Annotated in this window: 25 protein-coding genes and 1 pseudogene; 11 read left to right on the forward strand and 15 right to left on the reverse strand. The window is 66.8% G+C overall.

The genetic code is table 11. The features are described from left to right. Positions 1–11: 11 nt before the first annotated feature. Positions 12–1,469 (reverse strand): DUF2252 domain-containing protein, encoded by a 1,458-nt coding sequence (locus tag ACPXCG_RS23170; RefSeq protein ID WP_425794704.1) that lies wholly within the window; start codon positions 1,467–1,469, stop codon positions 12–14. 174 nt (positions 1,470–1,643) lie between these two features. On the opposite strand from ACPXCG_RS23170, the gene ACPXCG_RS23175 reads away from it, so the two are divergent. Both ACPXCG_RS23175 and ACPXCG_RS23180 read left to right on the forward strand, forming a co-directional pair. Next, complete coding sequence (locus tag ACPXCG_RS23175; RefSeq protein WP_425794705.1) at positions 1,644–2,024, forward strand: SHOCT domain-containing protein; 381 nt, start codon at positions 1,644–1,646, stop codon at positions 2,022–2,024. A gap of 139 nt (positions 2,025–2,163) precedes the next feature. Next, entirely contained in the window at positions 2,164–2,316 is a 153-nt protein-coding gene (locus tag ACPXCG_RS23180; protein ID WP_425794706.1) for a hypothetical protein, read from the forward strand. A 12-nt stretch (positions 2,317–2,328) separates the two neighbouring features. Here the strand turns inward: ACPXCG_RS23180 and ACPXCG_RS23185 are convergent, their stop codons facing one another. Next, on the reverse strand, positions 2,329–3,603 hold the full coding sequence (locus tag ACPXCG_RS23185; RefSeq protein ID WP_425794707.1) for a cytochrome P450: 1,275 nt from the start codon (positions 3,601–3,603) through the stop codon (positions 2,329–2,331). 202 nt (positions 3,604–3,805) lie between these two features. Between ACPXCG_RS23185 and ACPXCG_RS23190 the strand changes: the two genes are divergently transcribed. Further along, positions 3,806–3,952: a DUF1059 domain-containing protein gene (locus tag ACPXCG_RS23190; RefSeq protein WP_164310371.1), complete on the forward strand. Its 147-nt coding sequence runs from the start codon at positions 3,806–3,808 to the stop codon at positions 3,950–3,952. Positions 3,953–4,236: 284 nt separating this feature from the next. Continuing rightward, a complete protein-coding gene (locus ACPXCG_RS23195) occupies positions 4,237–5,043 on the forward strand; it encodes a TetR/AcrR family transcriptional regulator (RefSeq protein ID WP_425794709.1) in 807 nt (268 codons plus the stop codon). A gap of 33 nt (positions 5,044–5,076) precedes the next feature. On the opposite strand, the gene ACPXCG_RS23200 is transcribed toward ACPXCG_RS23195, so the two are convergent. Together ACPXCG_RS23200 and ACPXCG_RS23205 are read right to left on the reverse strand one after the other, a co-directional pair. Next, complete coding sequence (locus tag ACPXCG_RS23200) at positions 5,077–5,973, reverse strand: LysR family transcriptional regulator (protein WP_425794711.1); 897 nt, start codon at positions 5,971–5,973, stop codon at positions 5,077–5,079. A 46-nt stretch (positions 5,974–6,019) separates the two neighbouring features. Beyond that, positions 6,020–6,991 carry a GlxA family transcriptional regulator gene (locus ACPXCG_RS23205; protein ID WP_425794712.1) on the reverse strand — a complete coding sequence of 324 codons (972 nt, stop codon included), beginning with the start codon at positions 6,989–6,991 and terminating at the stop codon, positions 6,020–6,022. Positions 6,992–7,135: 144 nt separating this feature from the next. On the opposite strand from ACPXCG_RS23205, the gene ACPXCG_RS23210 reads away from it, so the two are divergent. The 3 genes from ACPXCG_RS23210 to ACPXCG_RS23220 all read left to right on the forward strand — a co-directional run bounded on the left by ACPXCG_RS23210 (position 7,136) and on the right by ACPXCG_RS23220 (position 10,147). After that, positions 7,136–7,771, forward strand: coding sequence for a cysteine hydrolase family protein (locus ACPXCG_RS23210; protein ID WP_425794713.1), 636 nt, complete (start codon positions 7,136–7,138; stop codon positions 7,769–7,771). Between the two features lie 42 nt (positions 7,772–7,813). Further along, positions 7,814–8,833 (forward strand): LLM class flavin-dependent oxidoreductase, encoded by a 1,020-nt coding sequence (locus ACPXCG_RS23215; RefSeq protein ID WP_425794715.1) that lies wholly within the window; start codon positions 7,814–7,816, stop codon positions 8,831–8,833. 165 nt (positions 8,834–8,998) lie between these two features. Then, positions 8,999–10,147 carry an EamA family transporter gene (locus ACPXCG_RS23220; protein WP_425794716.1) on the forward strand — a complete coding sequence of 383 codons (1,149 nt, stop codon included), beginning with the start codon at positions 8,999–9,001 and terminating at the stop codon, positions 10,145–10,147. On the opposite strand, the pseudogene ACPXCG_RS23225 reads toward ACPXCG_RS23220, so the two are convergent. Beyond that, positions 10,049–10,951: pseudogene (locus tag ACPXCG_RS23225) on the reverse strand (alpha/beta hydrolase); the annotation flags it as partial. The gene ACPXCG_RS23220 and the pseudogene ACPXCG_RS23225 overlap by 99 nt on opposite strands. Positions 10,952–11,034: 83 nt before the next feature. Between ACPXCG_RS23225 and ACPXCG_RS23230 the strand changes: the two are divergent. After that, positions 11,035–12,321: a MurT ligase domain-containing protein gene (locus tag ACPXCG_RS23230; protein WP_425794717.1), complete on the forward strand. Its 1,287-nt coding sequence runs from the start codon at positions 11,035–11,037 to the stop codon at positions 12,319–12,321. After that, entirely contained in the window at positions 12,318–13,040 is a 723-nt protein-coding gene (locus ACPXCG_RS23235; RefSeq protein ID WP_425794718.1) for a type 1 glutamine amidotransferase, read from the forward strand. The genes ACPXCG_RS23230 and ACPXCG_RS23235 overlap by 4 nt, the downstream gene beginning before the upstream one ends. A gap of 96 nt (positions 13,041–13,136) precedes the next feature. Here the strand turns inward: ACPXCG_RS23235 and ACPXCG_RS23240 are convergent, their stop codons facing one another. From ACPXCG_RS23240 to ACPXCG_RS23270, 7 genes are all read right to left on the reverse strand, one after another. Then, positions 13,137–13,850 carry a uracil-DNA glycosylase gene (locus tag ACPXCG_RS23240; protein ID WP_425794720.1) on the reverse strand — a complete coding sequence of 238 codons (714 nt, stop codon included), beginning with the start codon at positions 13,848–13,850 and terminating at the stop codon, positions 13,137–13,139. Between the two features lie 28 nt (positions 13,851–13,878). Next, positions 13,879–14,454: a uridine kinase family protein gene (locus ACPXCG_RS23245; RefSeq protein WP_425794721.1), complete on the reverse strand. Its 576-nt coding sequence runs from the start codon at positions 14,452–14,454 to the stop codon at positions 13,879–13,881. A gap of 22 nt (positions 14,455–14,476) precedes the next feature. Further along, positions 14,477–15,088, reverse strand: a complete 612-nt coding sequence (gene recR, locus ACPXCG_RS23250) for a recombination mediator RecR (RefSeq protein ID WP_425794722.1) — start codon at positions 15,086–15,088, stop codon at positions 14,477–14,479. A gap of 6 nt (positions 15,089–15,094) precedes the next feature. Further along, entirely contained in the window at positions 15,095–15,514 is a 420-nt protein-coding gene (locus ACPXCG_RS23255) for a YbaB/EbfC family nucleoid-associated protein (RefSeq protein WP_425794723.1), read from the reverse strand. Further along, a complete protein-coding gene (locus ACPXCG_RS23260) occupies positions 15,492–15,821 on the reverse strand; it encodes a hypothetical protein (protein ID WP_425794724.1) in 330 nt (109 codons plus the stop codon). The genes ACPXCG_RS23255 and ACPXCG_RS23260 overlap by 23 nt, the downstream gene beginning before the upstream one ends. A gap of 24 nt (positions 15,822–15,845) precedes the next feature. Continuing rightward, complete coding sequence (locus ACPXCG_RS23265; protein WP_425794726.1) at positions 15,846–16,652, reverse strand: pseudouridine synthase; 807 nt, start codon at positions 16,650–16,652, stop codon at positions 15,846–15,848. 134 nt (positions 16,653–16,786) lie between these two features. Continuing rightward, positions 16,787–17,224 (reverse strand): SRPBCC family protein, encoded by a 438-nt coding sequence (locus ACPXCG_RS23270; protein WP_425794727.1) that lies wholly within the window; start codon positions 17,222–17,224, stop codon positions 16,787–16,789. A 79-nt stretch (positions 17,225–17,303) separates the two neighbouring features. Here ACPXCG_RS23270 and ACPXCG_RS23275 point away from each other — a divergent pair, with 79 nt between their 5' ends. Both ACPXCG_RS23275 and ACPXCG_RS23280 read left to right on the forward strand, forming a co-directional pair. Further along, positions 17,304–18,707, forward strand: a complete 1,404-nt coding sequence (locus ACPXCG_RS23275) for an FAD-binding oxidoreductase (RefSeq protein ID WP_425794774.1) — start codon at positions 17,304–17,306, stop codon at positions 18,705–18,707. Beyond that, positions 18,704–20,029 carry a class I SAM-dependent methyltransferase gene (locus ACPXCG_RS23280; RefSeq protein ID WP_425794729.1) on the forward strand — a complete coding sequence of 442 codons (1,326 nt, stop codon included), beginning with the start codon at positions 18,704–18,706 and terminating at the stop codon, positions 20,027–20,029. The genes ACPXCG_RS23275 and ACPXCG_RS23280 overlap by 4 nt, the downstream gene beginning before the upstream one ends. A 209-nt stretch (positions 20,030–20,238) precedes the next feature. Here the strand turns inward: ACPXCG_RS23280 and ACPXCG_RS23285 are convergent, their stop codons facing one another. The 3 genes from ACPXCG_RS23285 to ACPXCG_RS23295 form a co-directional block, all read right to left on the reverse strand. Then, positions 20,239–22,557, reverse strand: coding sequence for a DNA polymerase III subunit gamma and tau (locus ACPXCG_RS23285; RefSeq protein ID WP_425794730.1), 2,319 nt, complete (start codon positions 22,555–22,557; stop codon positions 20,239–20,241). A gap of 106 nt (positions 22,558–22,663) precedes the next feature. Continuing rightward, a complete protein-coding gene (locus tag ACPXCG_RS23290) occupies positions 22,664–23,116 on the reverse strand; it encodes a hypothetical protein (protein ID WP_425794732.1) in 453 nt (150 codons plus the stop codon). Then, positions 23,083–24,474, reverse strand: coding sequence for a glycosyltransferase 87 family protein (locus ACPXCG_RS23295; protein WP_425794733.1), 1,392 nt, complete (start codon positions 24,472–24,474; stop codon positions 23,083–23,085). The genes ACPXCG_RS23290 and ACPXCG_RS23295 overlap by 34 nt, the downstream gene beginning before the upstream one ends. Positions 24,475–24,479 lie beyond the last annotated feature (5 nt).

The raw sequence follows: 24,479 nt of genomic DNA on the forward strand, positions 1-24,479 counted from the left end.
GTCCGGGCCTCCTAGTAGTCGGCGATCGCTTCGATCGCACCACGGTCGATGGCCGCCACGAAGGCGGCGTGATCGCGGGCGTTGCATTCCGCGTATCTGAGAGCGAATCGTCCCATGGCGCGATCGAATTCGTCGGTCGACCCGAGGAATTCCGAGATCGCGATCGGATCCCCGGAGCGCGCGTGACCGTATGCGAGGACGCGACCGCACACCCGCCCGTACGCCAGGAGTGCGGCGGGATCGAGGCTCTCGATCACCACCGAGCCCTTGGCATCTCGCAACTGGCGGAGGTAGAAATCCCGGTACACACCGTCGAAACCGACACCGGAATCCCAGCCCAGGAACACGTCGCTGACGGCCTGGATCAGCCGCTGGCCGTTGACCACCCGCTCGCCCTGGTTGAGGTGCTCGGGACCGTCGAGATAGCGCGCGAGCACCGACTCCTGCGCCTCCTTGGCCTGCAACAGCAACGGGTCGCCGTCGTCCTTGCCGCGGAGCAACACCACCCAGGCCCGCGTCCCGACGCTGCCCACGCCGACCACTTTGCGCGCCATCGCGACGAGTTCGAACTTGTCCAGCAGGACACGATGATGCGGCGGCATCGTCTCCCGGAAGTCACCCAGCCGCTCGCGGAGTTCGGCATAGGCGCCTTCCATCTCCGTCGGGTCCAGCAGCTCTTCGACCGGCACGATCAGCGGCGGCGAACTGACAAAGCCGATCTTCCCGTCGATCACCGTGGTCAACTTCGAGAGTGCTTGGAGGCCGTTGTGCCGCCACGCCTTCTTGATCTCCTTCTCCAGGTGCTTGACGGTCGAGGCGTTGATCGTCTGCCGGATCCCGTTCAGGTTCCCGGCCGGCTCGGTGTGGCTGTACCAGCTGTCCAGGGTCCCGAGATTCGCCTGCGCGGCCATCGTCTCGCGGTATTCGCAGGCACACGCCCGCGCGATGGCCTTTCCCTCTTTGCGTCCGAATCCGTTGTCGAGCGCGGCCACCACCAGGCTCGCCGCCAACCGCTTGACATCCCATTCGAACGGACCGGGATATGTCTCGTCGAAATCGTTGACGTCGAAGGCGAGTCGACGCTCCGGTGTCGCGAAGAAGCCGAAGTTGCTCAGATGGGCGTCCCCGCAGAGTTGTACGGTCATGCCACTGTGCGGCGTCTGCGAGAGATCGTCGGCCATCGGGAGAGCTGCACCGCGATAGAACGTGAACGGGGACCGCGCCATCCGCCCGTGACGGATCGGCACCAGTTCGGGAACCCGGGAATCGGCCTGCTGCAAGAGCAATTCCATCGGGTCCCGGTGGGTGCCCGCATCGAGCACTCCGGGCGGCACCTCGCCGAGGTCACCCGGCGCCACCCGCTTCCTCGCGGCGCGTCCGGACGCCACGCGCTCGGCGATCGAGAGATAGCCGGGGCCGGCGTGCATCACCGGCTCACCGCCGGTCGCGTTGACTGCCGTCTTCATCATCCGACGATGACAGTTCTGCCGATGAGCAGGCATCACCCAGGCGGTATGAAGATCCCCGCGCCGCCTGCGAAGTCACCCGCTCCGGATGAGCCGCCGGCACTCGGTGCACTCGCATAATGAGGCGAGCCCGACACCTCAGAGGTATCGGGTGCCTCGGTATCGAAGGAGACGACCATGTGGGATTCATTCTGGGACTTCATCTGGTACACGCTGGTCGTGTTCGCCTTCTTGGCCTACCTGATGATCTTGTTCTGGATCATCACCGACCTCTTCCGCGATCGGGCATTGTCCGGCTGGTGGAAGGCGGTGTGGGTGGTGTTTCTGATCATCGTGCCCTGGCTGACGGCACTCGTGTATCTCATCGCACGCGGGCAGGGCATGTCGCACCGTGCGGCAGATGCCCAAGCACAGGCAAAGCAGCAGGGCGACGACTACATCCGATCGGTCAGCGGACGTTCGTCGGCCGAACAGATCGCCGATGCCAAGGCTTTACTGGATGCGGGGACGATCGACGAGAAGGAGTTCGCGCAACTCAAGGCCAAGGCACTCGGCTGATCCCACGGGTGTTATCGTTCCGAGAGCGCGCGACGGCCGGCGGTTGTCGTGCGTCACATCTGCGCACCCACTGTGAAACTCCGGACGATTCGGCCCGGAGACGTGCCATCGGGCCTGTTCAGGCGGAGGATGGATTCATATGGACACCACACTCATATTTGCCCTGCTTTCCGTTCTCATCGTGACCACTGTCGGGATCGGTGCGATGATCGGACTGCTCGCACACGCAGGCACCCGCCCGGTTCCGGTTCGTGTCGACGATCAGCTGCCCGAGGTCATTCCGACCCGCTGACCCGAGCACGGCTCAGACCCGGCGAACCGGCATCCGCTTGATCCCGTGGACGAAGTCACTGCGCACGTACTCGGGATCGCCCAGTTCGACGTCCGGCAGCCTCGTCAGAAGCTCGGTGAACAAGTGCTTCAGCTCCATCACGGCGAGCTGCTTACCGAGACAGAAGTGCGGGCCTCCGCCCCCGAATCCGATGTGCGGATTCGGAAAACGGTCCAGGTCGAACCGGTACGGGTCGTCGAAGACCTCACCGTCGAAATTGCCTGAGCAGTAGAACAGGACGACCTTCTCCCCTGCCGCGATCGGCGTCCCGGCGATCTCGGTGTCGACAGCCGCGTGCCGCGCGAAGCTGATCACCGGCGTCGACCATCGGATGAACTCGTCGACGGCCCCGCCGATCCGCCCCTCGAGGTCCTCGAGCAACCACCGGCGCTGATCCGGATTATCCATCAGCGCCTTGAAGGCATGCGATGTCGTCTGCTTGGTGGTGTCGTTGCCTGCCGAGCCCAGCAGCACCATGAATGCGCCGATCTCGTCGTCGGTGAGCCGGCGCCCATCCACCTCGGCATTGACGATGTTCGTCATCAGATCCTCGCGCGGGTCCACCCGACGCTTCTTTGCCAATTCCACTCCGGCATCGGTCAGGATGCCGAACTGGGTCATCAGGAAGGCCGCCTGCTCCTCCAGGCCACCGGCGTAGTCGTCGTCGCCGGCGCTGAAGACGCTCTCCGCGGCGAACGCGACGGCCTCGTACTCGTCGGGATGGATACCGATCATCTCCGAGATCGTCAGCATCGGGAGCTTCTTCGAGACCGCATCGGTGAAGTCCACGGGCGCGCCAGAATCCAGTTCGTCCAGCAGTTCCCCGACGATCCGCTTCGCATTCGCCTCGATCTGCGCCTCGATGCGACGGACCTGCTTGGGGGTGAACGCCATCGAGATCAAGCGCCGATAGCGGGTGTGCTCGGGCGGGTCCATGGTCAGGAAGAAGGCCATGTTCCGCTGGATCTCTGCCGGCATCGGATCCATGCTGATCCCGTTGCTCGAACTGAAGAGTTCGGGGTGTTGGCTGACATGACGGATGTCGGCGTGCCGCGTGACCGCCCAGTATCCGGTCTCCTCGTGCGGGAACATGGATTCGGTCGGACAATGCCTGGTCAGACCGTCGATGGCGCGGAGCTCGGCGAAGGTGTCATCGCGGTTGCGAAAGTCCTTTTCCCAGAACGTTGTTGCCGATATGTCGAGCGGATGAAAGGCATGAGTGGAGGTCACTTCGCTGGTCTCGGGCATGATTCCTCCAAAGAGTCGGGCTGCGCTGACAGGATTTACCGTATGCCATCCAGTACTGTCAATCGAGCAATCGCCCGGCGCCTTCCGCAGACCACCGGGCGGCCGCCGTCGCCGACGGCGATGCGGGTAATCTCGAACACACCGGCCGAGATTTTCCACGGCCACCACATCCGAACACGAGATCGACACCGAGGTGACCACCATGAAGACACGACTGACCTGCCCATGCGGCGAGATGATGAAGGGCGCCGACGAGGACGAGTTGGTGACACTGGTCCAGAAGCACCTGGCCGAGAACCACCCCGATCACGACTACAGCCGGGACGAGATCCTGTTCATGGCCTACTGAGGGCCGATTCGCCGCCCCGCGTCGACCGCACGGCCGCAGGTCCCTACTGTTGCCCCTACAGCAGAGGTGACCGGGCGGCCGGCCTGTCCCCGGCGGAAGGACCGTCACGATGCGCATCACCGAACCCTGACAGGGGCCCCGGAAACCTGACGGAGGCCAACCCGGCCGAAATCACCTGAGCCACCCCGATTTATGCCATGTCACGCACCACAGCGCACCGGCAGGGGGATCCCGTATGCGCTACAGTGGCGGCATTACGGGCTGTCAGAGAGGCTGGTTGACGGATGGCACGCAAGGAGAACGCCCCGAAGCGCGAACGGCGGGAGCGGGGATCCATCGATCCCGAGGAAATCATCAAGGGCGCTTTCGAACTCGCCGAGGAGATCGGCGTCGACAATCTGAGCATGCCACTCCTCGGCAAGCATCTCGGTGTCGGCGTGACGAGTATCTACTGGTACTTCCGCAAGAAGGACGAGCTGCTCAACGCGATGACCGACCGCGCCCTCGAACGGTACGGCCTCGCAGCCGCCCTCAAGCATTCGAGCGACGACTGGCGGACGCGTCTCCATGATCACGCTCACGCCATGCGGGACGTGTTCTTGAAGAACCCGATCCTCTGCGATCTCATCCTCATCAGGTCCTCCCTCGGGCCGCGCAACGCGCAACTGGGCGCGCTGGAGATCGAGCGGTCGGTGGAGAATCTGATGCGCGAAGGGCTGTCCCTCGAGGAGGCCTACGACAGCTACTCGGCAGTGCAACTGCACGTGCGCGGGTCGGTGGTGCTCGAGCGCCTGCACGAGAAGAACAAGGCCGAGGACTCGGCCGCCCAGGCGTACTACGAGAATCTGATCATCACACCCGATCAGACCCCGCTGCTCGCCGAGGCCGCCGCGAAGGGTCGCGTCGGCGGCGCCCCCGACGAACAGAACTTCGAGTATGGGCTCAGCTGCATTCTCGACCACACCAGCCACCTCATCGACGAGCAGAAGAACGCACCGAAACCTCCGGCCAAGCGTTCACGGGGCGCCACCAAGGCGCCGGCCACCAAGGCCGCTCCGCGTCGACGGGCGAAGTCTGCAACCGGCAGCTGACCGGGGCGCGTCCGAGTAGGCCCATCCTACGAATCATGTTCGGGAACGGTCGGATTCACGTTGGGCCGACTCCACGAGGTGGCCCACCACGGCCTGCACCGCAACCCGCGACGACGGCCGGGTCAGCGCCTCGTACACCCGTGCCGCCCGAACACCCTTGAGTTCCAAGCGTTTCACCCCGGGGTGGCGCACCGCGAACCGCGGTATCAGCGCGATTCCGTGGTCGGCCGCGACGATGGCCTCGATGGTCGCGAAGTCGAGCATCCGTTGTGTCACCCGGGGAGCCACCCCGGTCACCGCCGAAATCGACAGCAGCACATCGTCGACGGGGAATCCCCCCTCCACGCTGATCCAGTCGTGGTCGGCCAACTCGCCGACCTCGACCTCGTCGTGGCGCGCCAGTGCCGATTCGCGGGCGACCACCACATCCACCGGCTCCCGCATCAACTCGGTCACCTCGACACGGGGTTCACTCACCGACGCGGTGCGCTCGTCCCGGTGGGTCACCACGATGTCGAAATCGGCCAGCGAGGGCGTCGCTTCGGAGTAACCGACGTCGAGTTCGGAGGCGTGCACATCGATCCCCGAACCCGAGACCCCATCGAGGACGGCCGGCAGCAACAGCGCCGCGCCCGACGGGAACATCGCCAGGCGTACCGAGCTCTTCCCCGAGCGATACCCGGCCATCTCCTCCTGGGCCCGCTCGACGGCGGCGATCACCTCGTCGGCGCGCAGAACCAGGGCCCGACCCGCGTCGGTGAGCCGTATCCGCCGACCGTCCTGCTCGAGGAGTTCCACACCGGACTCCTTGGCGAGCACCTTCAGCTGTTGCGACACCGCAGACGGCGTCATGTGCATGGCATCTGCAACCGCCCCGACCGCACCGCGATCGGCGAACTCCCGCAACAACCGCAGCCGCTTCACATCCATGAGGAAGAACTCTATCGAAGTGCCACAACGATTCGGACTTGCTACATCATTGCGGAGGTGACGTCGCGGTCGCCGCGACGCCGAAGGTCGCTCGATAGGCGGACGGCGTGGTCGCGTACACCTTCACGAAGTTCTGCCGCATCGTCACCGCACTGCCGAATCCGCAGGCGTGGGCGATGCGGTCCATTCCCCAATGTGTCCGCTCGAGCAGCACACGGGCCTCATCAAGGCGTTGTTCCAGAACCCATCTCGCCGGCGACATCCCCGTGGCCCCCCGAAAGTTGCGGACCAGGCTCCGCCGGCTCATGCGCGCACGCGCAGCCAGTCCGTCGACCGAGAGATCGTGGTCGAGGTGGGCCAGCGCCCAGACACACACGTCCGAGATCGGGTCGCCGGCAGGATGGTCGGCCACGGGTCGCTCGATGTACTGCGCCTGGCCGCCGCCGCGGTGTGGTGCCACCACCAGACTGCGCGCCACCCGGTTGGCCGCCGACGCACCGAGGAAACGACGGACAATGTGCAGACACGCGTCGATGGACGCCGCCGTCCCGGCCGACGTGATCACGTCACCGTGGTCGATGTAGAGCACCGACGAGTCCATCCGCAGGGTCGGATCACGCTGGGCGAGTCGAGACATCCACTGCCAGTGGGTGACCGCCGACCGTCCGGCGATGAGACCCGTGTCCGCAACGGCCACCGCACCCAGGCACAGGCCGACGATCACCGCGCCACGCGCATGCGCGTCGCCGATCACCGTTCGGAGGCCATCGCCGATCTGCGGCAGGTCGGCCGGCCAGGTGGGGATGACCACGATGTCGGCGTTGTCGGCCACCGACGGATCCCCGACATCGGACAGCGTGTTGCCCTCGGCGGTCCGCACGGCGGCGCCGTCGAGCGACCAGAGCGCCGTCGTCCAATCCTCGGCAAGACCCAGCCGCGCCACCTCGCCGAACACCATCTGTGGAGCGGCGATGTGAAACAACGACGCGTCATCGAACACATGGATGGCGGTGCGCATATCCCTCCGCATCTGATCGGTCACCCGCTACCGACTGACCTGTGGCCCGATTTCATCGAAACTGTGCATGTGGGCCACTACCCAACAGAACCACACCGCGGCAGGCTTGGCCATACCCGTTCTGCACCCACGAGGAGAGTGACCATGACCGCCACACCGCGCCGCGCCCTGATCGTCGTCGACGTCCAGCAGGAGTACTTCGACGGACCGCTGCAGATCCAGTACCCGCCGCGGGACGGCGCGCTCGCGAACATCGTGACCGCGCTCGACGCCGCGACGTCGGCGGACATCCCGGTCGTCGTCGTACAACACACCTATCCCGATGGAACGCCGGTGTTCGCCGAAGGCACATCCGGCTGGCAGTTGCACCCCTCCATCGTCGAGGCCGCGCCGGCTTCGGCCAAGTACGTGCGAAAGCAGTTCGGATCGGTGTTCGCCGGCACCGATGTCGCCGACTGGCTCGCCGGACACGACGTCGACACCATCACCATCGTGGGGTTCATGGCCAACAACTGCGACATCGCGACCGCGGTCGAGGCCGAGGGCCTCGGCCTGAACAGCGAGATCCTGTCGGATGCAACCGGCGCGATCCACCTCGCCAACGAGGCCGGGACGGTCTCCGCGGAAGATCTGCACCGGACTCTGATGGTGCTGCTGCAGTCGAACTTCGCCGCCGTCGCGACCACCGCGGACTGGCGGACGGCGCTCGGCGCGGGCAGCGCCCTCACCAAGAACAATCTGGTGAGCTCCGCCGTGGAGGGTCGCGCGGCCCTGGTCTGAGCACCCGGGAATTAACCGGACCCGAGTACCATTTAACCCACCATGAAGAACATCGGCTTCCTCTCCTTCGGCCATTGGTCCGACGCACCCGGCTCGCAGGTCCGCTCCGGCTCCGATGCGCTGCTGCAATCCATTGATCTGGCCGTCGCCGCCGAGGAGCTCGGCGCGGACGGCGCCTACTTCCGAGTGCATCATTTCGCCCGGCAGTTGGCGTCGCCGTTCCCGCTGCTGGCCGCCGCGGGCGCCAGGACCAGCACCATCGAGCTGGGCACCGGCGTCATCGACATGCGCTACGAGAATCCCTTGTACATGGCCGAGGACGCCGGCGCCGCCGATCTGATCGCCGGCGGCCGGTTACAACTCGGCATCAGCCGGGGATCCCCTGAGCAGGTCATCGAGGGGTACAAGTATTTCGGCTATGTGCCACAGGAGGATTCGTCGGACGCGGAGATGGCCCGCCAGCATGCCGACGTTTTCCTCAAGGTCATCGACGGCAACGGCTTCGCGCAACCCAATCCGCAGCCGATGTTCCCGAATCCACCCGGCCCACTGCCCATCGAACCCCAGTCCCCCGGCCTCCGAGATCGCATCTGGTGGGGCGCGGGGTCCCGCGCGACCGCGGAATGGACTGCGCAGCAGGGCATGAACCTGATGAGCTCCACCCTGCTGACCGAGGACACCGGCGTCCCGTTCCACAAGCTGCAGGCCGAGCAGATCCAGCGGTTCCGCGATGCCTGGACCGAGGCGGGCCATCCCCGCGAACCACGAGTATCGGTGAGCCGCAGCATCTTCGCACTCGTCGACGACCGCGACCGCGCCTACTTCGGCCGGGGCGGCAGCGACGACGATCAGGTCGGCGTCATCGACAACACCGTCGCCCGGTTCGGCCGGAGCTACGCAGACGAGCCGGACAAGCTGATCGAGCAACTTCGCGAGGACGAGGCGATCGCCGCCGCCGACACCCTGCTGCTGACCGTGCCCAACCAACTGGGCGTCGATTACAACGCGCACGTCATCGAGGCGATCCTCACGCACGTCGCGCCGGGACTCGGCTGGCGCTGATCCTTCCCCGCCGACGGCAACGCGTTTCCCGCCGACAGCAACCGGGCTCTGGTGCTGTCGACGGAATTCGCGTTGCTGTCGACGGATGTTCGTGCAGCCCAGCTACATCATTGATGCGATTTATTTCGATTGTCCTGGAGGACTTTCGTCCGCACGATGGTCGTCATGACAAGTCGCGATCGGCTCCTCGGGCTCGGCGTGATCGTGCTGTGGGGATTGAACTTCATCGCGATCCGCCTCAGCCTCGACCACTTCCCGCCGTTCTTCTGCGCCGCGCTGCGCTTCGCGGTGATGGCCGTCCCGGTCGTACTGTTCGTACGGTTCCCCACGGTCCGGGTGAAGTGGTTCCTGCTCTATGCCGTCGGCTTCGGCATCCTGCAGTTCGCCTTCCTGTTCCTGGCCATGAACCTCGGGATGCCGACCGGCCTGGCGTCGCTCGTGCTGCAGACCTCCGCGCCCTTCACAGTGCTCCTCGGTGTCCTGTTCCTGCGGGAGCGGATGAGTCCGCTGCAGGTCGTCGGCATCGCGGTGGCCGTGGTGGGAATGATCGTCATCGGCATCGACCGCGCCGCGCACAGCTCGCTCGGTGTCGCCGCGGTCGTCCCGATGCTCCTGACCGTGCTCGGCGGCCTCGGCTGGGCTTTCGGCAACATCGGCTCACGCCTGTCCCGACCGGATGACGCACTCCGCATGACGCTCTGGATGTCGGTCGTGCCGCCGATCCCGTTCTTCCTGATGAGCCTGGTCTTCGACGGCCCGACCGCCGGGATCGAGTCGATGACGACGCTCGGATCGCACACCGGGCTGCCGGCCCTCGCCGGACTCGCCTACACGGTGATCCTCGGTACCGTCGTGGGCTCGGGCCTGTGGACGCATCTCATGTCGAGGTATCCGGCAAGTCGTGTCGCTCCGTTGTCACTGCTCGTGCCCGTCGTCGGGATCACCGCCGCCTGGCTGTTCCTGGGTGAGACGCCTACCGTCATCGAGCTCGTGGGTGCGGTGACCGTGATCGGTGGATGCGCCGCGGGCGTAATCGCATCGCCGATGTCGAATCCCAAGGCGTCGACGGCAGAGCCGTCAGCCCAGCGAGTCGGCCAGAGCGGCACCGATCCGGTCGACGGCCGCCCGGGCATCCGGACTGATCAGCGTCATGTTCGCGAACGCATGCATGAGACTGCCGGCCCGGTCGAGGGTCACCGGGACGCCCGCCGCATGCAGCCGGTCGGCGTAGGCGATGCCCTCGTCGCGCAGCGGGTCGAAGCCCGCGACGATCACGTAGGCGGGCGAGAGGCCGGAGAGGTCGTCGGCCAGTAGCGGCGACACCCGCGGATCGGTGCGCTGGTCGACGTCGGGGACGTAATTGTCGAGGAACCAGTCCATGTGCTCATCGGTGAGGTACAGCCCGGTGGCGAACTCACGACGCGACTGCCGTTTCGTCGACGCATCGGTGACCGGGTAGATCAACATCTGCAGGCATGGCGTGACCGCGTCGTCGCGGACCTGCTGGGCGACCACCGCGGCGAGGTTGCCTCCTGCGCTGTCCCCGGAGACGGCGATGTGATCGGTCGGCACACCCCAGTCCGGCGCCTTGGCGACCGCGAACCGCCACGCCGCGAGGGCATCGTCCACCGCGGCCGGAAACCGGTGCTCGGGTGCGAGCCGGTAGTCCACCGAGAGGATGTCGGCCCCGGTGGACAACGCCAGCCTGCGGACGAGGTTGTCGTGGCTGACCCGGTCGCCCTCCACCCAGCCTCCGCCGTGAAAGAAGACGACGATGCCGACCGAGTCGACTCTTGCCCGATACCGCGTCGCCGGGATCCGGCCGCCGGGACCGTCGATGACGAGATCCTCCTCGACCGCCATCGGCGGCAGCTTCTCGGCCATCGTCGTGGCGTTGTCCCGCACATCGGCGCGTGCCTGCGCGACCGATTTCCCGGCGAGTGCGAAGGCGGGCAGACGCTCGGCCACCCAGCCCGTCAACGCCATCTCCGGCGCCAGCCTGTCCCCGTCCGCGTTGGCGCGGCCCCACCGGCCCGCGAAGCGCAACAGTGCCGGCGGAACGTGTCCGGCACCGCGCATCAAGGCCCGCTGGACGCGGGCGGGGAAGGGAAGCGACATCGCTGTGGCCTGGCTCACGATCGTGAGCGTACCCCCGGCGCACCGCCGTACTGCCCATCGCCGCCTGTGTCAGACTCGATGCCATGCCCGACCGCGTGAGAACTCCGATGCGCACCCACGTCGCACTGGCCGCCGCATCCGCGGCCCGCTGGGCGTCACGAACCGCAGGCCGCGGCAAGGGCTCGATGATCGGCGGTCTGGTGGCCGCCAAGATCGACCCGAACATCATGGGACGCCTTGCCGCGGGCAAACGTACCGCGCTGGTGACGGGCACCAACGGGAAGTCGACCACCACGCGGATGACCGCCGCTGCGCTGTCCGAACTCGGCGAGGTCGCCACCCAGGCGGACGGCGCCAACATGGACGCCGGCATCATCGCCACGCTCACCCTGCACCGCCCGGCGACCATCTGCGCGCTCGAGGTCGACGAACTACACGTGCCACACGTCAGCGATGCGGTCGATCCAGAAGTCCTTGTGATGCTGAATCTCTCGCGTGATCAACTCGATCGCGTCGGCGAGATCAACATGATCGAACGCCGCCTTCGCGACGGCCTCGCACGGCACCCGTCGACGACGGTCATCGCCAACTGCGACGACGTCCTGATCACCTCGGCCGCATTCGACGCTCCCAAGGTCATCTGGGTGGCGGCGGGCGCCGGCTGGGTCGGCGACTCCGTGAGCTGCCCGCGCACCGGCGAGCCCATCGTCCGCAACGGCGACGACTGGCACTCCAGCGGCGACGACCAGTTCCGCAGGCCGTCGCCCGACTGGTGGGTCGACGGCGAGAATCTCTATGGCCCAGATGGTTTCGTATCGCCCATGACCCTGTCGGTGCCGGGGCGAGCGAATCGGGGTAACGCCGCCCAGGCGGTCGCGGCGGCCGTGGCGATGGGCGCGGATCCGGCGAAGGCGGTCGCCGCGGTCGGCACCGTCGGAGAGGTGGCCGGCCGCTACGGGATCCATCAGGTCGGCAATCATTCCGTCCGGACCCTGCTGGCCAAGAATCCGGCCGGATGGCAGGAGGCCCTGTCGATGATCGACCAGGACGCCGACGGACTCGTGATCGCGGTCAACGGGCAGGTCCCCGACGGCGAAGATCTCTCCTGGTTGTGGGACGTGCGGTTCGAGGCGTTCGAGACGATGCAGGTGGTCGCGGCGGGTGAACGTGCCGCGGATCTGTCGGTGCGCCTGCTGTACGCCGGCGCCGAACACACCACCATCCCCGACCCGATGAAGGCCATTGCGTCGTGCCCGCCGGGGCGCGTCGAGGTGCTGGCCAACTACACGGCGTTCCGTGACCTCGGCGTCGCACTGGATCGCGCCGAACGCGCACGAGGCTCCGACCTGCAGAGGGACGCGGAACAGTGAGCGAATCGACCCTCCGAATCGGACTCGTCCTGCCCGACGTGATGGGAACCTACGGCGACGGCGGCAACGCGCTGGTACTCAAGCAGCGGGCGCGCATGCGGGGTATCGACGCCGAGATCATCCAGATCACCCTCGACGACGAGGTGCCCGACTCCCTCGACGTGTACGCCCTCGGCGGCGCGGAGGATTACGCGCAGCGTCTGGCTACCCGCCACCTGACGCGATATCCGGGCCTGCAACGCGCGGCGGCCGCCGGACGTCCCGTTCTGGCCATCTGCGCGGCGATCCAGGTCCTCGGACACTGGTACGAGACGTCGGCCGGCGAACGCGTCGACGGGATCTCGCTGTTCGACCTCACGACTGCACCACAGGCCCAGCGCAGCATCGGCGAACTGATCACCACCCCCGCCGTCGACGGACTCACCGCCCCGCTCACCGGGTTCGAGAATCACCGGGGCGGAACCACTCTCGGTACCGACGCGAGACCGCTGGCGCGCGTGCGAAGTGGCGTCGGCAACGGTGTCGGCGACGGCGCGGAGGGTGTCATCCAGGGATCGGTGCTGGGTACCTACATGCACGGCCCGGCATTGGCGCGCAATCCCGAGCTGGCCGACTATCTGCTGGCCCGCGCGACAGGCTCTGATTCCCTTGCACCGCTGAATCTTCCGGAGGTCGAGCGGTTGCGGAAGGAACGGCTGGCCGTCGGTCGACGCGGCTGAGTGATCCGGCAACCCCGGACCCCGACGCACGATCGGCGCGAAACTGCGCACAATGGACGAGTTTTGGCGCCCACTCGAGGTCGATCATCGCCGCGGTCACCTTCCCGGCCTCAGCCCGGCATGGCCGGCCGCCGCGCTCAGTACCTCGACGAGCATCTCCGGCGTCAGGCGACCGGTGAACGTATTGTGTTGGCTCACATGGTAACTACCGAATATCGCCAGTTCACGATCATCGCGACGGATTGTCGTGCGGGCGCCGTGGGCGAACTTCGGCTTCGGCCGCTCGACGTTCCAGCCGAGGTCACCGAAGGTGCGCAACGCGGACTGCCACCCGAACGCCCCGAGCACCACCACCGAGCGCAACGTCGGCAACAGCAGGTCGATCTCGGCGTCGAGCCAGTGCGCGCACCGATCGCGTTCGGTCACCGTCGGTTTGTTCTGGGGAGGTGCGCAACGGACCGGCGCGGTCATGCGCACCCCGAACAATTCCATGCCGTCCTCGGCGGACACCGCGACCGGTTGGCTCGCCAGGCCGACGTCGTACAGGGCGCGGAACAGCACGTCGCCGCTCTGATCGCCGGTGAACATCCGACCCGTGCGGTTGGCGCCGTGGGCGGCCGGCGCCAATCCGAGGATGATCACCCGGGCGTCGACCGGACCGAAGCCGGGAACGGGTCGGCCCCAGTAGGTCTGATCGACGAACGCCGCCCGTTTGTCACGGGCCACCCGCTCTCGCCACTCGACCAGTCGTGGACACGCGCGACACTCGACGAGTTCGTCGTCGAGCGCCGCCACACTGCGATAGACCACACCTCACCGTAGCGCCCCCGAGATCCGTTCAGTCCAGTACGCGGCACCGATCACGGGTCCGATCGACCGCGAACCAGCCGCGCTCGAACTGCTGCCACCGTTCCAGCTCGGTCCGTGATTCCTCCCCGTCACGGGCGACGGCCCGTTCCAGCCGTTCCCGGGCGGGACCGCCGTCGAGCCACAGAGAATGGGTGAGCCGCTCGGCGATCCTGCGTCGCGCCGATGACACACCTTCGATGATCAGCAATGGTTCCCATCGGAGCCAGACCCGACGCCCCACCTCGGGAACCCCGCCGCGCCACACCCTCGGCCGGTAATGGTAGTCGTGCCGACGGATGAAGGCATGCAGCACATCGGTTTCCAGCTCCGGCCACCAGGCGACCGGGTTGTCCCAGGTGGCGAAGTCGTCGGTGCGGATGAGTTGTACGCCGGTACCCCGTTCGCGCAGGCGGGCCACCAGCGCGTCGGCGACCGTGGATTTGCCCGCCCCCGAGGGCCCGTCGATCGCGACGATTCCGGCCATCAGTTCACCGGCCAGTTCGTCGAGGTGCGCCACGACGGCGGGCGACGGGCCGGAGAAGTCCACGGTGTCGAGGATATCCATCACTCCCGGCGCGTGACCGCGGTCAGGCCAGCGCCCGACGGCCCGACAACGCGCGACCGAGCGTCAGTTCGTCCGCGAACTCCAGGTCACCGCCCATCGGGAGCCCGGAGGCGAGTCGGGTGACCGACAACCCCGGGAAGTCCTTGAGCATGCGCAGGAGGTAGGTCGCCGTGGCCTCGCCCTCGGTATTGGGGTCGGTCGCGACGATCACCTCGCTGACGTCCACACCGTCCTCCTGATTGGCCAGCCGACGCAGGAGTTCACGGATCCGCAGCTGGTCGGGCCCGATCCCCGACAACGGGTCCAGGGCTCCGCCGAGTACGTGATACCTGCCGTTGAACTCCTTGGTGCGCTCGAGGGCGTGCACATCCTTGGGTTCCTCGACGACGCAGATCTTCGTGGCATCACGGCGCGCATCCGAACAGATCCGACACAGCTGGTTCGCCGAGACGTTGCCGCACTCGGCGCAGAAGGTGACATCGTCGCGCACCCGGCCGAGCGCCGCGATCAACCGATCGATCTCGTTGTTCTCCACGCCCAACAGGTGGAAGGCGATTCGCTGGGCACCCTTCGGGCCGAGTCCTGGTTGTTTGGCCAGCTCGTCGATCAGGTCCTGAATGGGTCCCTCGTACATGATGGCCTAGCCGAGACCGGGCAGACCGCCGCCGAGCCCGCCGGCGAGCGGTCCCATCTTCTCCTGCGTCAGCGCCTCACGCTTGGACGCGAGATCGGCGAGCGCACCCAGGACGAGATCCTGCAGGGTCTCCACGTCCTCGGGATCGACGACCTTGGGGTCGATGGCCACCCCGGTGACCTCGCCGGTGCCGCTACCGGTCACCGTCACCAGGCCGTTGCCGGCCGAACCGGTGACCTCGGCGGCCGCGATCTCGTTCTGCGCGGCCAGCAGCTGCTCCTGCATCTGCTGCGCTTGCGCGAGCAGCCCGGCCATCGGGTTGTCGCCGCCGGCGTTGTCGCCGCCGCCGAAGAGTGCGCTGGGGTCGAATGGTTGAGTCACGGGCTCCAGAGTAATCGCCGGGTCAGCGCAGGAGCCGATCGACATGCTCGGCGAGCTCCTCGACGGTGACGCCATGACCGGGGCTGACGATGAACGAGATCACATCGTCGCCGAACAGTCGGCCTGCTCGCCTGGTCAGAGCGAATTCGAACCGGTCGTCGACCCTGCGCCACTCGGTGATCGCACCGTAGATCGGGGCGCTGGCGCCCGTGGTCACGCAGTATTCGTCCGACCTCGGCCCGCCCACCAGGTCACGCTGGATCTGGAAACATGCCATCGACTCGTCGTCGATGAAGACGACGGCCTCGCACCCCAGATCGGTGTGCCGCTCGTAGGTCGCCTGTATGGCCATGGGGTCAGGGTAACCACATCGGCATCAGCCGAGCGGGTCGGTGACCGTCCGCCGGGAGACGAAGTGCCGTTTCTCTCCGGTCAGCGGGTCGGCGAAACGCAGCGTGTGCGCGACCAACCGCAACGGCTCGGAGAAGTCGCCGTGATCGGGTCGCGCGGCGAGTTCCGGACGGACGTCCGGATAGAGCGGATCCCCGACGATCCCGACACCGAGTTGTGCCATGTGCAGCCGGAGCTGATGCGTGCGCCCGGTGAACGGTCGGAGGTCGTAGACCCCACCGGCGGCGGCCTGCTCGACCAGGGTGATGTCGCTGATCGCGTTGACCTCGCCTGCGAGCACGCGTGCGCGCAGGTCACCGGCGGTCTTCTCGATCCGGTTGGCGACGGTCGTCGTGGTCTCCAGATCGGTGCGGACGGGTGCCAGCGCCCGATACTCCTTGATGGCCAGTCGTTCGGCGAACAATGCCTGGTAGGCCGCCCGCACCTCGGGCCGGAGCGTGAACAGGAGTACGCCCGCGGTCAGCCGGTCGAGGCGATGCGCCGGGGACACCAGATCGGTCCCGAGCTCCCGTCGCAACCTGACGAGCGCGGTCTGGGTGACGTGACGCCCACGCGGCATGGTGGCGAGGAAGTGCGGCTTGTCGACGACGACGATGTTGTCGTCGGCGTACAGGATCGGCAGGTCGAACGGGATGTCCGGCTCCTCGGGCAGGTCCCGGTACAGATAGACCGACGTGTTGAGACGAGCGGGTGCGTCGAGGACGATCGGCTGACCGTCGGCATCGACGATCTCACCGAGCGCGGCCTGGGCCGCGAGATCGTCGCGGGTCATGCCGGCCAACGAAGGCGTCGCGAGCAGACATTCGCCGACGGTCCGCTCCGGACCGGCCCGGAGCACCACACGTGTGGCATCGACCCCGTCACGCGGCGACAGCGGCGTGACGGGCCCTCGACGTCGTCGGCGGGTCAGTTCTCCAGACGCTTCTTGAGATTGCCCAGCAGCTCCGCCTGGATGCGGTTGAGCCCCTTGGGCGCGAACGTCTTCTCGAAGAACCCGCCGATCCCGCCGGCACCGGTCCAGGTGGTCGTGGTGGTCACCGCACTGCCCGAACCGGACTTCGCGACTGTGTAGGTCGTCACCATCGACGAGTTCTCGTCGTTCTCGGTGACGGTGTCCGGCACCACCGAGACGGTCGCCTTGACGTCACGCTGACGTTTCTCGGTGGCCTGCAGGATCCAGTGCACCACCGTTCCCTCGCCGTTACCGCCGCTGATCACGGCATAGTCGCGGTACTGCGAGGGCAGGATCGCCGGGCGCACCTCGTTGTAGTCGGCGAGCGCGGCGACCACGGCGTCCGGGGTGGCGGCGATGTCAATCGACTGGGTTGCGGAAACCTGACCCACGGCGGGCACTCCTTAGAACTGATTGGCGGGGGGCAAACTCACGACCTAGGCTATCCAAGTGAACTCTGACCGGTTGGAGATGGGGGCGCAGGGATTCGACCAGGGTGTCGCAACCCTCCTGAAGAGCTACCGCGACATTCCGCCCGGTGCGACGGTCCGGTTGGCGAAGAAGACCTCGAACCTGTTCCGCAAGCGTGCCGAGAACCCGCATCCGGGCCTCGACGTCTCCGGCCTCGATCGGGTGATCTCGGTCGATCCGGATGCCAAGACCGCCGACGTCGCCGGCATGTGTACCTACGAGAACCTCGTCGCCGCGACCCTGCCCTACGGGCTGGCACCCAAGGTGGTCCCGCAGTTGAAGACCATCACCCTGGGCGGCGCGGTCACCGGACTCGGGATCGAGAGCACCTCGTTTCGCAACGGCCTGCCGCACGAGTCGGTCCTCGAGATCGACGTCCTGACCGGCGACGGTGAGATCATCACGGCCACCCCGGCCAACGAGAATGCCGATCTCTTCTTCGGATTCCCCAATTCCTATGGCACGCTGGGCTATTCGGTCCGGCTGAAGATCGAGCTGGAGTCCGTGCAGCCTTATGTGGCGCTACGGCACGTCCGGTTTGACCGGGTCGAGGACCTCCAGGTGGCGATGGCCGCGATCATCTCCGACGGGTCGTATCGCGGCGAACGGGTGGACTACCTCGACGGCGTGGTGTTCACCGCCGACGAGTCGTATCTGACGATGGGACGCCAGACCGACGAATCCGGCCCTACCAGCGACTACACCGGGATGGACATCTTCTACCGGTCCATCCAGGCGCGAACGGCGGCCGCGAGCGGGACCGGCACCGACCGCCTCACCATCCACGACTACCTGTGGCGGTGGGACACCGACTGGTTCTGGTGCTCACGCGCGTTCGGTGCCCAGAATCCGCGGGTCCGCCGATTCTGGCCCAAGAAACTGCTGCGCAGCAGCTTCTACTGGAAGCTCATCGCCCTCGACCATCGGTACAACATCGGCGACAAGCTCAGTGCCCGCAAGGGCGAGCCGCCCAATGAGCGGGTGGTCCAGGACATCGAGGTGCCGATCGAGAACACCACCGCATACGTGGAGTGGTTCCTCGGCAACATTCCGATCGAGCCGATCTGGTTGTGCCCGCTGCGCCTCCGAGAGCCCGCCGTCGAGGGTTCGGACCCGGTCCGGCCGTGGCCGCTGTACCCTCTCGAACCGCGGCGGACGTATGTGAACATCGGCTTCTGGTCGGCGGTGCCCGTCACCCCTGGCGATCCCGGGCACACCAACAAACTCATCGAACACAAAGTGGCCGAGCTCGATGGCCACAAGTCCCTCTATTCGGAATCCTTCTACCCCCCCGACGAGTTCGACGAACTCTACGGGGGCGAGAATTATCGGCTGCTCAAGAAGCAGTACGACCCACGAGGCCGTCTGCTGGACCTGTATGCGAAAGCGGTGAAACGACAGTGACAACATTCAAGGACAGTCCCTTGCACGCCGGTGGTGACGCGGCGACGGGCAGGATGACGCTGGCCCAGATCTTCGAATCGCTGATGGGCGGCGACCTCACGATTCGCATCACCGCCTACGACGGCAGTGCGGCCGGACCCGAGGACGCGGAGTTCGGGCTCAACCTCAAGACATCACGCGGTACCACCTACCTCGTCACCGCCCCCGGCGACCTCGGACTGGCCCGCGCCTACATCGCCGGCGATCTCGAACTCGTCGGCGCGCACCCGGGTGACCCCTACGGGGCACTGCGCGCCCTCGCCGCCGATCTGCATTTCAGTCGGCCCTCCCCGCTCGTCCTCGCGAACATCGCCCGCTCACTCGGCATCGAGCACTTCAAGCCGATCGCGCCTCCGCCGCAGGAGGCCCTGCCGCGCTGGCGCCGCTTCGCCGAAGGCCTGCGCCACAGCAAGGCTCGCGACGCCGAGGTCATCCACCACCATTACGACGTCTCGAACACCTTCTACGAGTGGGTACTCGGGCCGTCGATGACCTACACGTGTGCGGTGTACCCCGAACTCGAGGCGTCGCTCGAGGCCGCCCAGGAGAACAAGTACCGGCTCATCTTCGACAAGCTGCGGCTCAAGCCGGGCGACCGTCTCCTCGACATCGGTTGCGGCTGGGGCGGAATGGTCCGCTACGCCGCACACCGGGGGGTCAAGGTCATCGGGGCCACCCTCTCCGCCGAGCAGGCGCAGTGGGCGCAGAAAGCCATCATCGACGAAGGGCTCTCGGACCTGGCCGAGGTACGGCACAGCGACTACCGCGACGTCACCGAGACCGGCTTCGACGCCGTGTCGTCGATCGGATTGACCGAGCACATCGGGGTCGCCAACTACCCCGCGTATTTCAAGTTCATCCGAGACCGGCTACGGGTCGGCGGAATGCTGTTGAACCACTGCATCACCCGACCGGACAACCTCAAGAGCGGCCGGGCGGGCTCCTTCATCGACCGTTATGTGTTCCCCGACGGCGAGCTCACCGGGTCCGGCAAGATCATCTCCAAGCTGCAGGACATCGGCGGCATGGAGGTCGTGCACGAGGAGAACTTCCGCGACCACTACGCGATGACCCTGCGCGACTGGAACAAGAACCTCCTCGAGCACTGGGACGAAGCCGTCGACGAGGTCGGCGAGGGAACCGCCCGCCTCTGGGGCCTCTACATGGCCGGCTGCCGGATCGGCTTCGAGCGCGACATCATCCAGCTCCATCATGTGCTCGCCACCAAGCTCGACGACAAGGGCGGCAACGACCTCCCCTTGCGTCCCTGGTGGAACGCCTGAGCTCCCGCTCCACCCGCACCGGCATCTCCACCCACACCGGCTCCCGCACCCGCACCCGCACCCGCTGACAGCAACCGAAATCCCGCCGACAGCAACCTGTTTTGCGTCGACAGCAACCGGCTACGCGCAATTCCGGGTTGCTCTCGGCGGGATTTCTGTTGCTGTCGGCGGGATTTCTGTTGCTGTCGGCGGGAGACCAGGAGCCACCTTCACTCGAGGGGGCGGGCTCCCAGCTCCGACTTGAGCAGTTCGAGCGCCACCTGATCGGGATCGAGGCGACGCTCCGGCGGCCCAGAGTGCGCGTCGGCGACCATCTCGTCACGCTCCGCATCGGTGATCTCCTCGTCCGGCCGTGGCGGCTCGGGCTCCTCGGGTTCGGGAGCGTGTTCCGGTGGCGGAGTGGCGGATTGCGACTGATCACGCGCGCGACTCGGCCGCGAATAGGCGGGCCGTTTCGGCGCCGGCCGCGACGGCTCGCGGTCCCCGGCACCGCGCGGGGGCTGCGCCTGAACGGTCGGCCCGGACGCGTGGACACACCGGGCATCCATGCCCGGGCCGAAGACCCGCTGGACCGCGGCACGGAGATTGCCCGCGTGCTCGTTGCTCAACCGGCCGACGAGCATCTCGGTGGTGTGGCCGAACACGATGGACTGCCCGTCCACCCCCTGGATGGACGCCCCGGAGAGCATTACCTCCAGCACGGGCGTGATACCGCGGGCCGCTTCGCGGATCTCCGGCCACCGGGCCTCGACGTCGGCGACAGCGAGTCCCGGGGCCGCTTGCGACTCTTCGGGATCCGAGTCATCCACGGCCTCGGCGTGGGCGGCGCCGTCGTACGGCGGAGCGGCGCCGTCGGTCGGGTCCTCGGTCGGCTCATCGGGAAGCGGGATGTCGTCGTCCGAGGCGGACGCGGACGGCAGTTCGGAAACCGGCAGTTCGGAAACCGGTGGCTCCGGGGCGGTCGGCGTCGGGGCGGTCGGCGTCGGGGCGACCGGTGGCGAATCCGGCTGCGCGGGCGCCGGCTCCTCCGGCACGACCGGCTCGGGTTCACGTTCGGCCGGCATCCGCGCCGGCGGTTGCGGCGACGTCGGGTTACCGCCGCCGCGCGGTGCGGTCGGCTGGGGGACCGCCGGCGGATCCGACGGTGCCCGATCGGCTGATTCGTCCGGAGCCTGCGGGGTGACGGGCGAAACCTGCTCGACAACAGGCGGTTCGGTCGGAGCGCTCACCTCGGCCGCAGGTTGTTCGGCAGCCTTACGCTGAGACGGGCGCACGTATTTTGGTGCGGACTCGGGCTCGGTCGTCGGGCCGGGCAGCTCTGCGCCGGCGGTGACGGACGCGGCCGCTCGAGCCCCCGACGACGACCCACCCGACGTCACGACGCCGGACTCGAGACGTTCGAGTCGGTGCAGCAGTGCCGCATCCTCCGTCGATGCCGCCGGCAGCAGCATCCGGGCGCACATCACCTCCAGCAACAGCCGGGGCGAGGTGGTACCGCGCATCTCGCCGAGAGCCGCGTGCACGATCTCGGCGAATCGGGTCAGTGCCGCCGGCCCGAGGATCTCGATCTGGGACTGCATGCGCTGCAACTGATCACCGGGAGCCTCGACGAGTCCACGATCGGCGGCGTCCGGAACCGCCTGCAGCAGGATGAGATCGCGTAGTCGTTCGAGGAGGTCGACGGCGAACCGACGCGGGTCGTGGCCGGCATCCACCACTTTCTCCACAGCGCCGAACAATCGTGCCCCGTCGGCATCCGCCAGCGCGTCGATCGCCTCGTCGATGAGGGCGATGTCGGTGACGCCCAACAATGCGAGCGCGCGGTCATAGGTGACGCCCTCGTCGCCCGCCCCGGCGAGAAGCTGATCGAGGATACTCAGCGAATCGCGCGGTGAGCCGCCGCCGGCCCGGATGACCAGCGGATAGACGTCGGGCGCGACCGTCACGTTCTCGTTCGCGCAGATCTTCTCCAGCAGCCCACGCATCACCGGCGGCGCGAGCAGACGGAACGGATAGTGGTGCGTCCGTGAGCGAATGGTGGGGAGCACCTTCTCCGGCTCGGTGGTCGCGAACACGAAGATGAGGTGTTCGGGCGGCTCCTCCACGATCTTGAGCAACGCGTTGAATCCCGCATTCGTGACCATGTGGGCCTCGTCCACGATGAACACGCGGTACCGGGATTCCGAGGGTGCGTAGAACGCTCGGTCGCGCAGTTCTCGGGTGTCGTCGACGCCGCCGTGACTGGCCGCATCGAGTTCGATCACATCGAGGTTGCCGGCTCCGCCCGGCGCCAGCGCCTGGCACGAGTCACACACGCCACACGGCGTCGACGTCGGGCCCTGCACACAGTTCAGCGAGCGGGCCAGGATGCGGGCCGACGACGTCTTGCCACATCCGCGGGGTCCGGAGAAGAGATAGGCGTGGTTGATACGCCCCGAGTCGAGCGCATGACTCAACGGATCGGTGACGTGCTCCTGGCCCACGACGTCGGCGAAGGTAGCCGGGCGATAGGTGCGATACAGAGCCACGTGACGAGACTACCGGCGATCGCCGACAGCCGAACCCGCTCCCCCACCCTGTCCACACCCGAACGCCGTTCTGTTGTTTCCGGGCGAGCGCGACACGGGTGTGGGGTCAGACGGTGGCGGTACCGCTGCACACGGGAGCAGGCAAGGACGGGATAAGCCCATGACCCACGGAACGGATGGTGACCCTGATGGGACCGCTGCCATGGAGGCCGTCGATCCAGTAACCGGGGAGATCGCCGAGGCCGTGTTGCCAATGCCGTTGGTGGGATTGTGCACGGCCGGTCGAGAGCTCCGTGACCGTCACAGTGGTGTCAGTGGTGTACGGGAACAGGCTCTTGCTGTCGGCCCAGATGCTGAACTCGCCCGGTCGGCCGGTGTCGGTGCGGACGGTGACTCCGGCAAAGAACGGGACGTCGACGATGTTCGGGTTGAGGCTCCAGCAATTCATGCCGATGTTCTGCGTTCGAGGGGCGGCCTGGGCCGGCCCGGCCACCCCGATCGTCGCGAGCACGGATGCCCCCAGCATCACGGTCGCGGTTGCCACTGTTCGATGTCGCATTCGTCTGCCTCCCAGTCACCCCGTGATCGGCTCTCCCTGACAGGTATGTCGTCTGTCGCAGTCACGTCATTACACGCAGGGCGGGATGCGACGACGGCCGGATCGGTGTCGGACACCGCGTTCTCGCGTCGTCGGAACACCACGATCGTCGCGATGGCCGTCACCAGGAAGACCGCGTTGTACGGGTAGTACGTGAACCACGTCAGCCACCCGATGCCGGTCTTGAAGAACAGCCCGATCAGATACGCGTCCGGGACGGTCCTGTTCACGAACCAGATCGGATGGGCGAGGTAGCTCCGCCAGGAGAACGTGACCAGGATCAGTGCGATGAGCCCCACCGTGATCAGGACGTAGGTCGTCGGGCGGCGGCCCGGCGTCATCAGCATGTGGAACCCGATCACCACCAGCGGGACGAACCACACCCAGTGATGCCCCCAGGACATGGGTGAGATCGCGCAACCGCTCATCCCGACGATGGTGATCGCGAGCAGTTCCTGTCCGTGCCGGTGCGCCAGCACTGCCGCATACATCCCGAGCGCCAGCGCGGCGACGACGACGGCGAGCCAGAGGAAACCGTTCGGGTCGTCGCTGTGCAAGAGGTTCGCGAGCAGACCGCGGATCGACTGGTTGCCCGGCGTCTGGGGTGCCCCCACTCGGTCGGAATCGAACAGTTTGCCGGTCCAGTACGACCACGATTCCCGCGGCAACGCCACGAAGCCGACGACAGCCGTGCCGACGAATCCGGCGGCCACACCGGCCACTGCGCGCCACTGACGCAGCAGTGCCAGGTAGAAGACGAAGATCAGCGGGGTCAGCTTGATCCCGGCGGCGATGCCCGTGCCGACACCGTAGAGCCGACTGCGCTCCGGGCGGGCCAGGTCGGCGACGATGATCAGCAACAGGAAGACGTTGATCTGCCCGTACCAGATCGTCGTGCGGACGGGTTCCAGCAGCAAGACCACCGCCACCAGCGACATGCCGATACAGCGCAGCGGCCAGGTCGCCTGACGCCCAAGACTTTTGAAGCTCAGCATGACGATGAGATAGAGCGCGACAAATATCCCCGCGGTCCAGATGATCCGCGCCGCCTCGAACGACACCCAGGTGAACGGTGCGAACAGGAAGATCGAGATGGGCGTGTAGGTGTAGTCCATCTGCCCGAGGAACTTGGCGTCGTAGAGGTGGCCGCCGGTGAGCACCGTCCGGGCGCCATCGAGGTAGACCTGGAGGTCGAGCTGGTTGTCGAACAGTCCCCAGAACGGGGTGTTCAGGGGCACCACGACGTCCTGCAGCCAGATCGCGAGAAGCCCGACGAGCACAAATCCGACGGCGACCAGCGCCGATCGGTGGGTCCTCACGCTCT

It is taken from the genome of Gordonia sp. DT218 (assembly GCF_049847105.1).
In the GTDB taxonomy this organism is placed as follows: domain Bacteria; phylum Actinomycetota; class Actinomycetes; order Mycobacteriales; family Mycobacteriaceae; genus Gordonia.

Bases quoted from the DNA above. Each gene is read 5' to 3' on its own strand.
- ACPXCG_RS23185 (WP_425794707.1), bottom strand. From the start codon at position 3,603: ATGCCCGAGACCAGCGAAGTGACCTCCACTCATGCCTTTCATCCGCTC.
- ACPXCG_RS23275 (WP_425794774.1), top strand. From the start codon at position 17,304: ATGGGGGCGCAGGGATTCGACCAGGGTGTCGCAACCCTCCTGAAGAGC.
- ACPXCG_RS23205 (WP_425794712.1), bottom strand. From the start codon at position 6,991: ATGCGCACCGCCATCCATGTGTTCGATGACGCGTCGTTGTTTCACATC.
- ACPXCG_RS23220 (WP_425794716.1), top strand. From the start codon at position 8,999: ATGACAAGTCGCGATCGGCTCCTCGGGCTCGGCGTGATCGTGCTGTGG.
- ACPXCG_RS23230 (WP_425794717.1), top strand. From the start codon at position 11,035: ATGCCCGACCGCGTGAGAACTCCGATGCGCACCCACGTCGCACTGGCC.
- ACPXCG_RS23260 (WP_425794724.1), bottom strand. From the start codon at position 15,821: ATGGCCATACAGGCGACCTACGAGCGGCACACCGATCTGGGGTGCGAG.
- ACPXCG_RS23175 (WP_425794705.1), top strand. From the start codon at position 1,644: ATGTGGGATTCATTCTGGGACTTCATCTGGTACACGCTGGTCGTGTTC.
- ACPXCG_RS23180 (WP_425794706.1), top strand. From the start codon at position 2,164: ATGGACACCACACTCATATTTGCCCTGCTTTCCGTTCTCATCGTGACC.
- ACPXCG_RS23245 (WP_425794721.1), bottom strand. From the start codon at position 14,454: ATGGATATCCTCGACACCGTGGACTTCTCCGGCCCGTCGCCCGCCGTC.
- ACPXCG_RS23255 (WP_425794723.1), bottom strand. From the start codon at position 15,514: ATGTCGATCGGCTCCTGCGCTGACCCGGCGATTACTCTGGAGCCCGTG.
- ACPXCG_RS23170 (WP_425794704.1), bottom strand. From the start codon at position 1,469: ATGATGAAGACGGCAGTCAACGCGACCGGCGGTGAGCCGGTGATGCAC.
- ACPXCG_RS23290 (WP_425794732.1), bottom strand. From the start codon at position 23,116: ATGCGACATCGAACAGTGGCAACCGCGACCGTGATGCTGGGGGCATCC.
- ACPXCG_RS23265 (WP_425794726.1), bottom strand. From the start codon at position 16,652: ATGACCCGCGACGATCTCGCGGCCCAGGCCGCGCTCGGTGAGATCGTC.
- ACPXCG_RS23215 (WP_425794715.1), top strand. From the start codon at position 7,814: ATGAAGAACATCGGCTTCCTCTCCTTCGGCCATTGGTCCGACGCACCC.
- recR (WP_425794722.1), bottom strand. From the start codon at position 15,088: ATGTACGAGGGACCCATTCAGGACCTGATCGACGAGCTGGCCAAACAA.
- ACPXCG_RS23190 (WP_164310371.1), top strand. From the start codon at position 3,806: ATGAAGACACGACTGACCTGCCCATGCGGCGAGATGATGAAGGGCGCC.
- ACPXCG_RS23200 (WP_425794711.1), bottom strand. From the start codon at position 5,973: ATGGATGTGAAGCGGCTGCGGTTGTTGCGGGAGTTCGCCGATCGCGGT.
- ACPXCG_RS23210 (WP_425794713.1), top strand. From the start codon at position 7,136: ATGACCGCCACACCGCGCCGCGCCCTGATCGTCGTCGACGTCCAGCAG.
- ACPXCG_RS23195 (WP_425794709.1), top strand. From the start codon at position 4,237: ATGGCACGCAAGGAGAACGCCCCGAAGCGCGAACGGCGGGAGCGGGGA.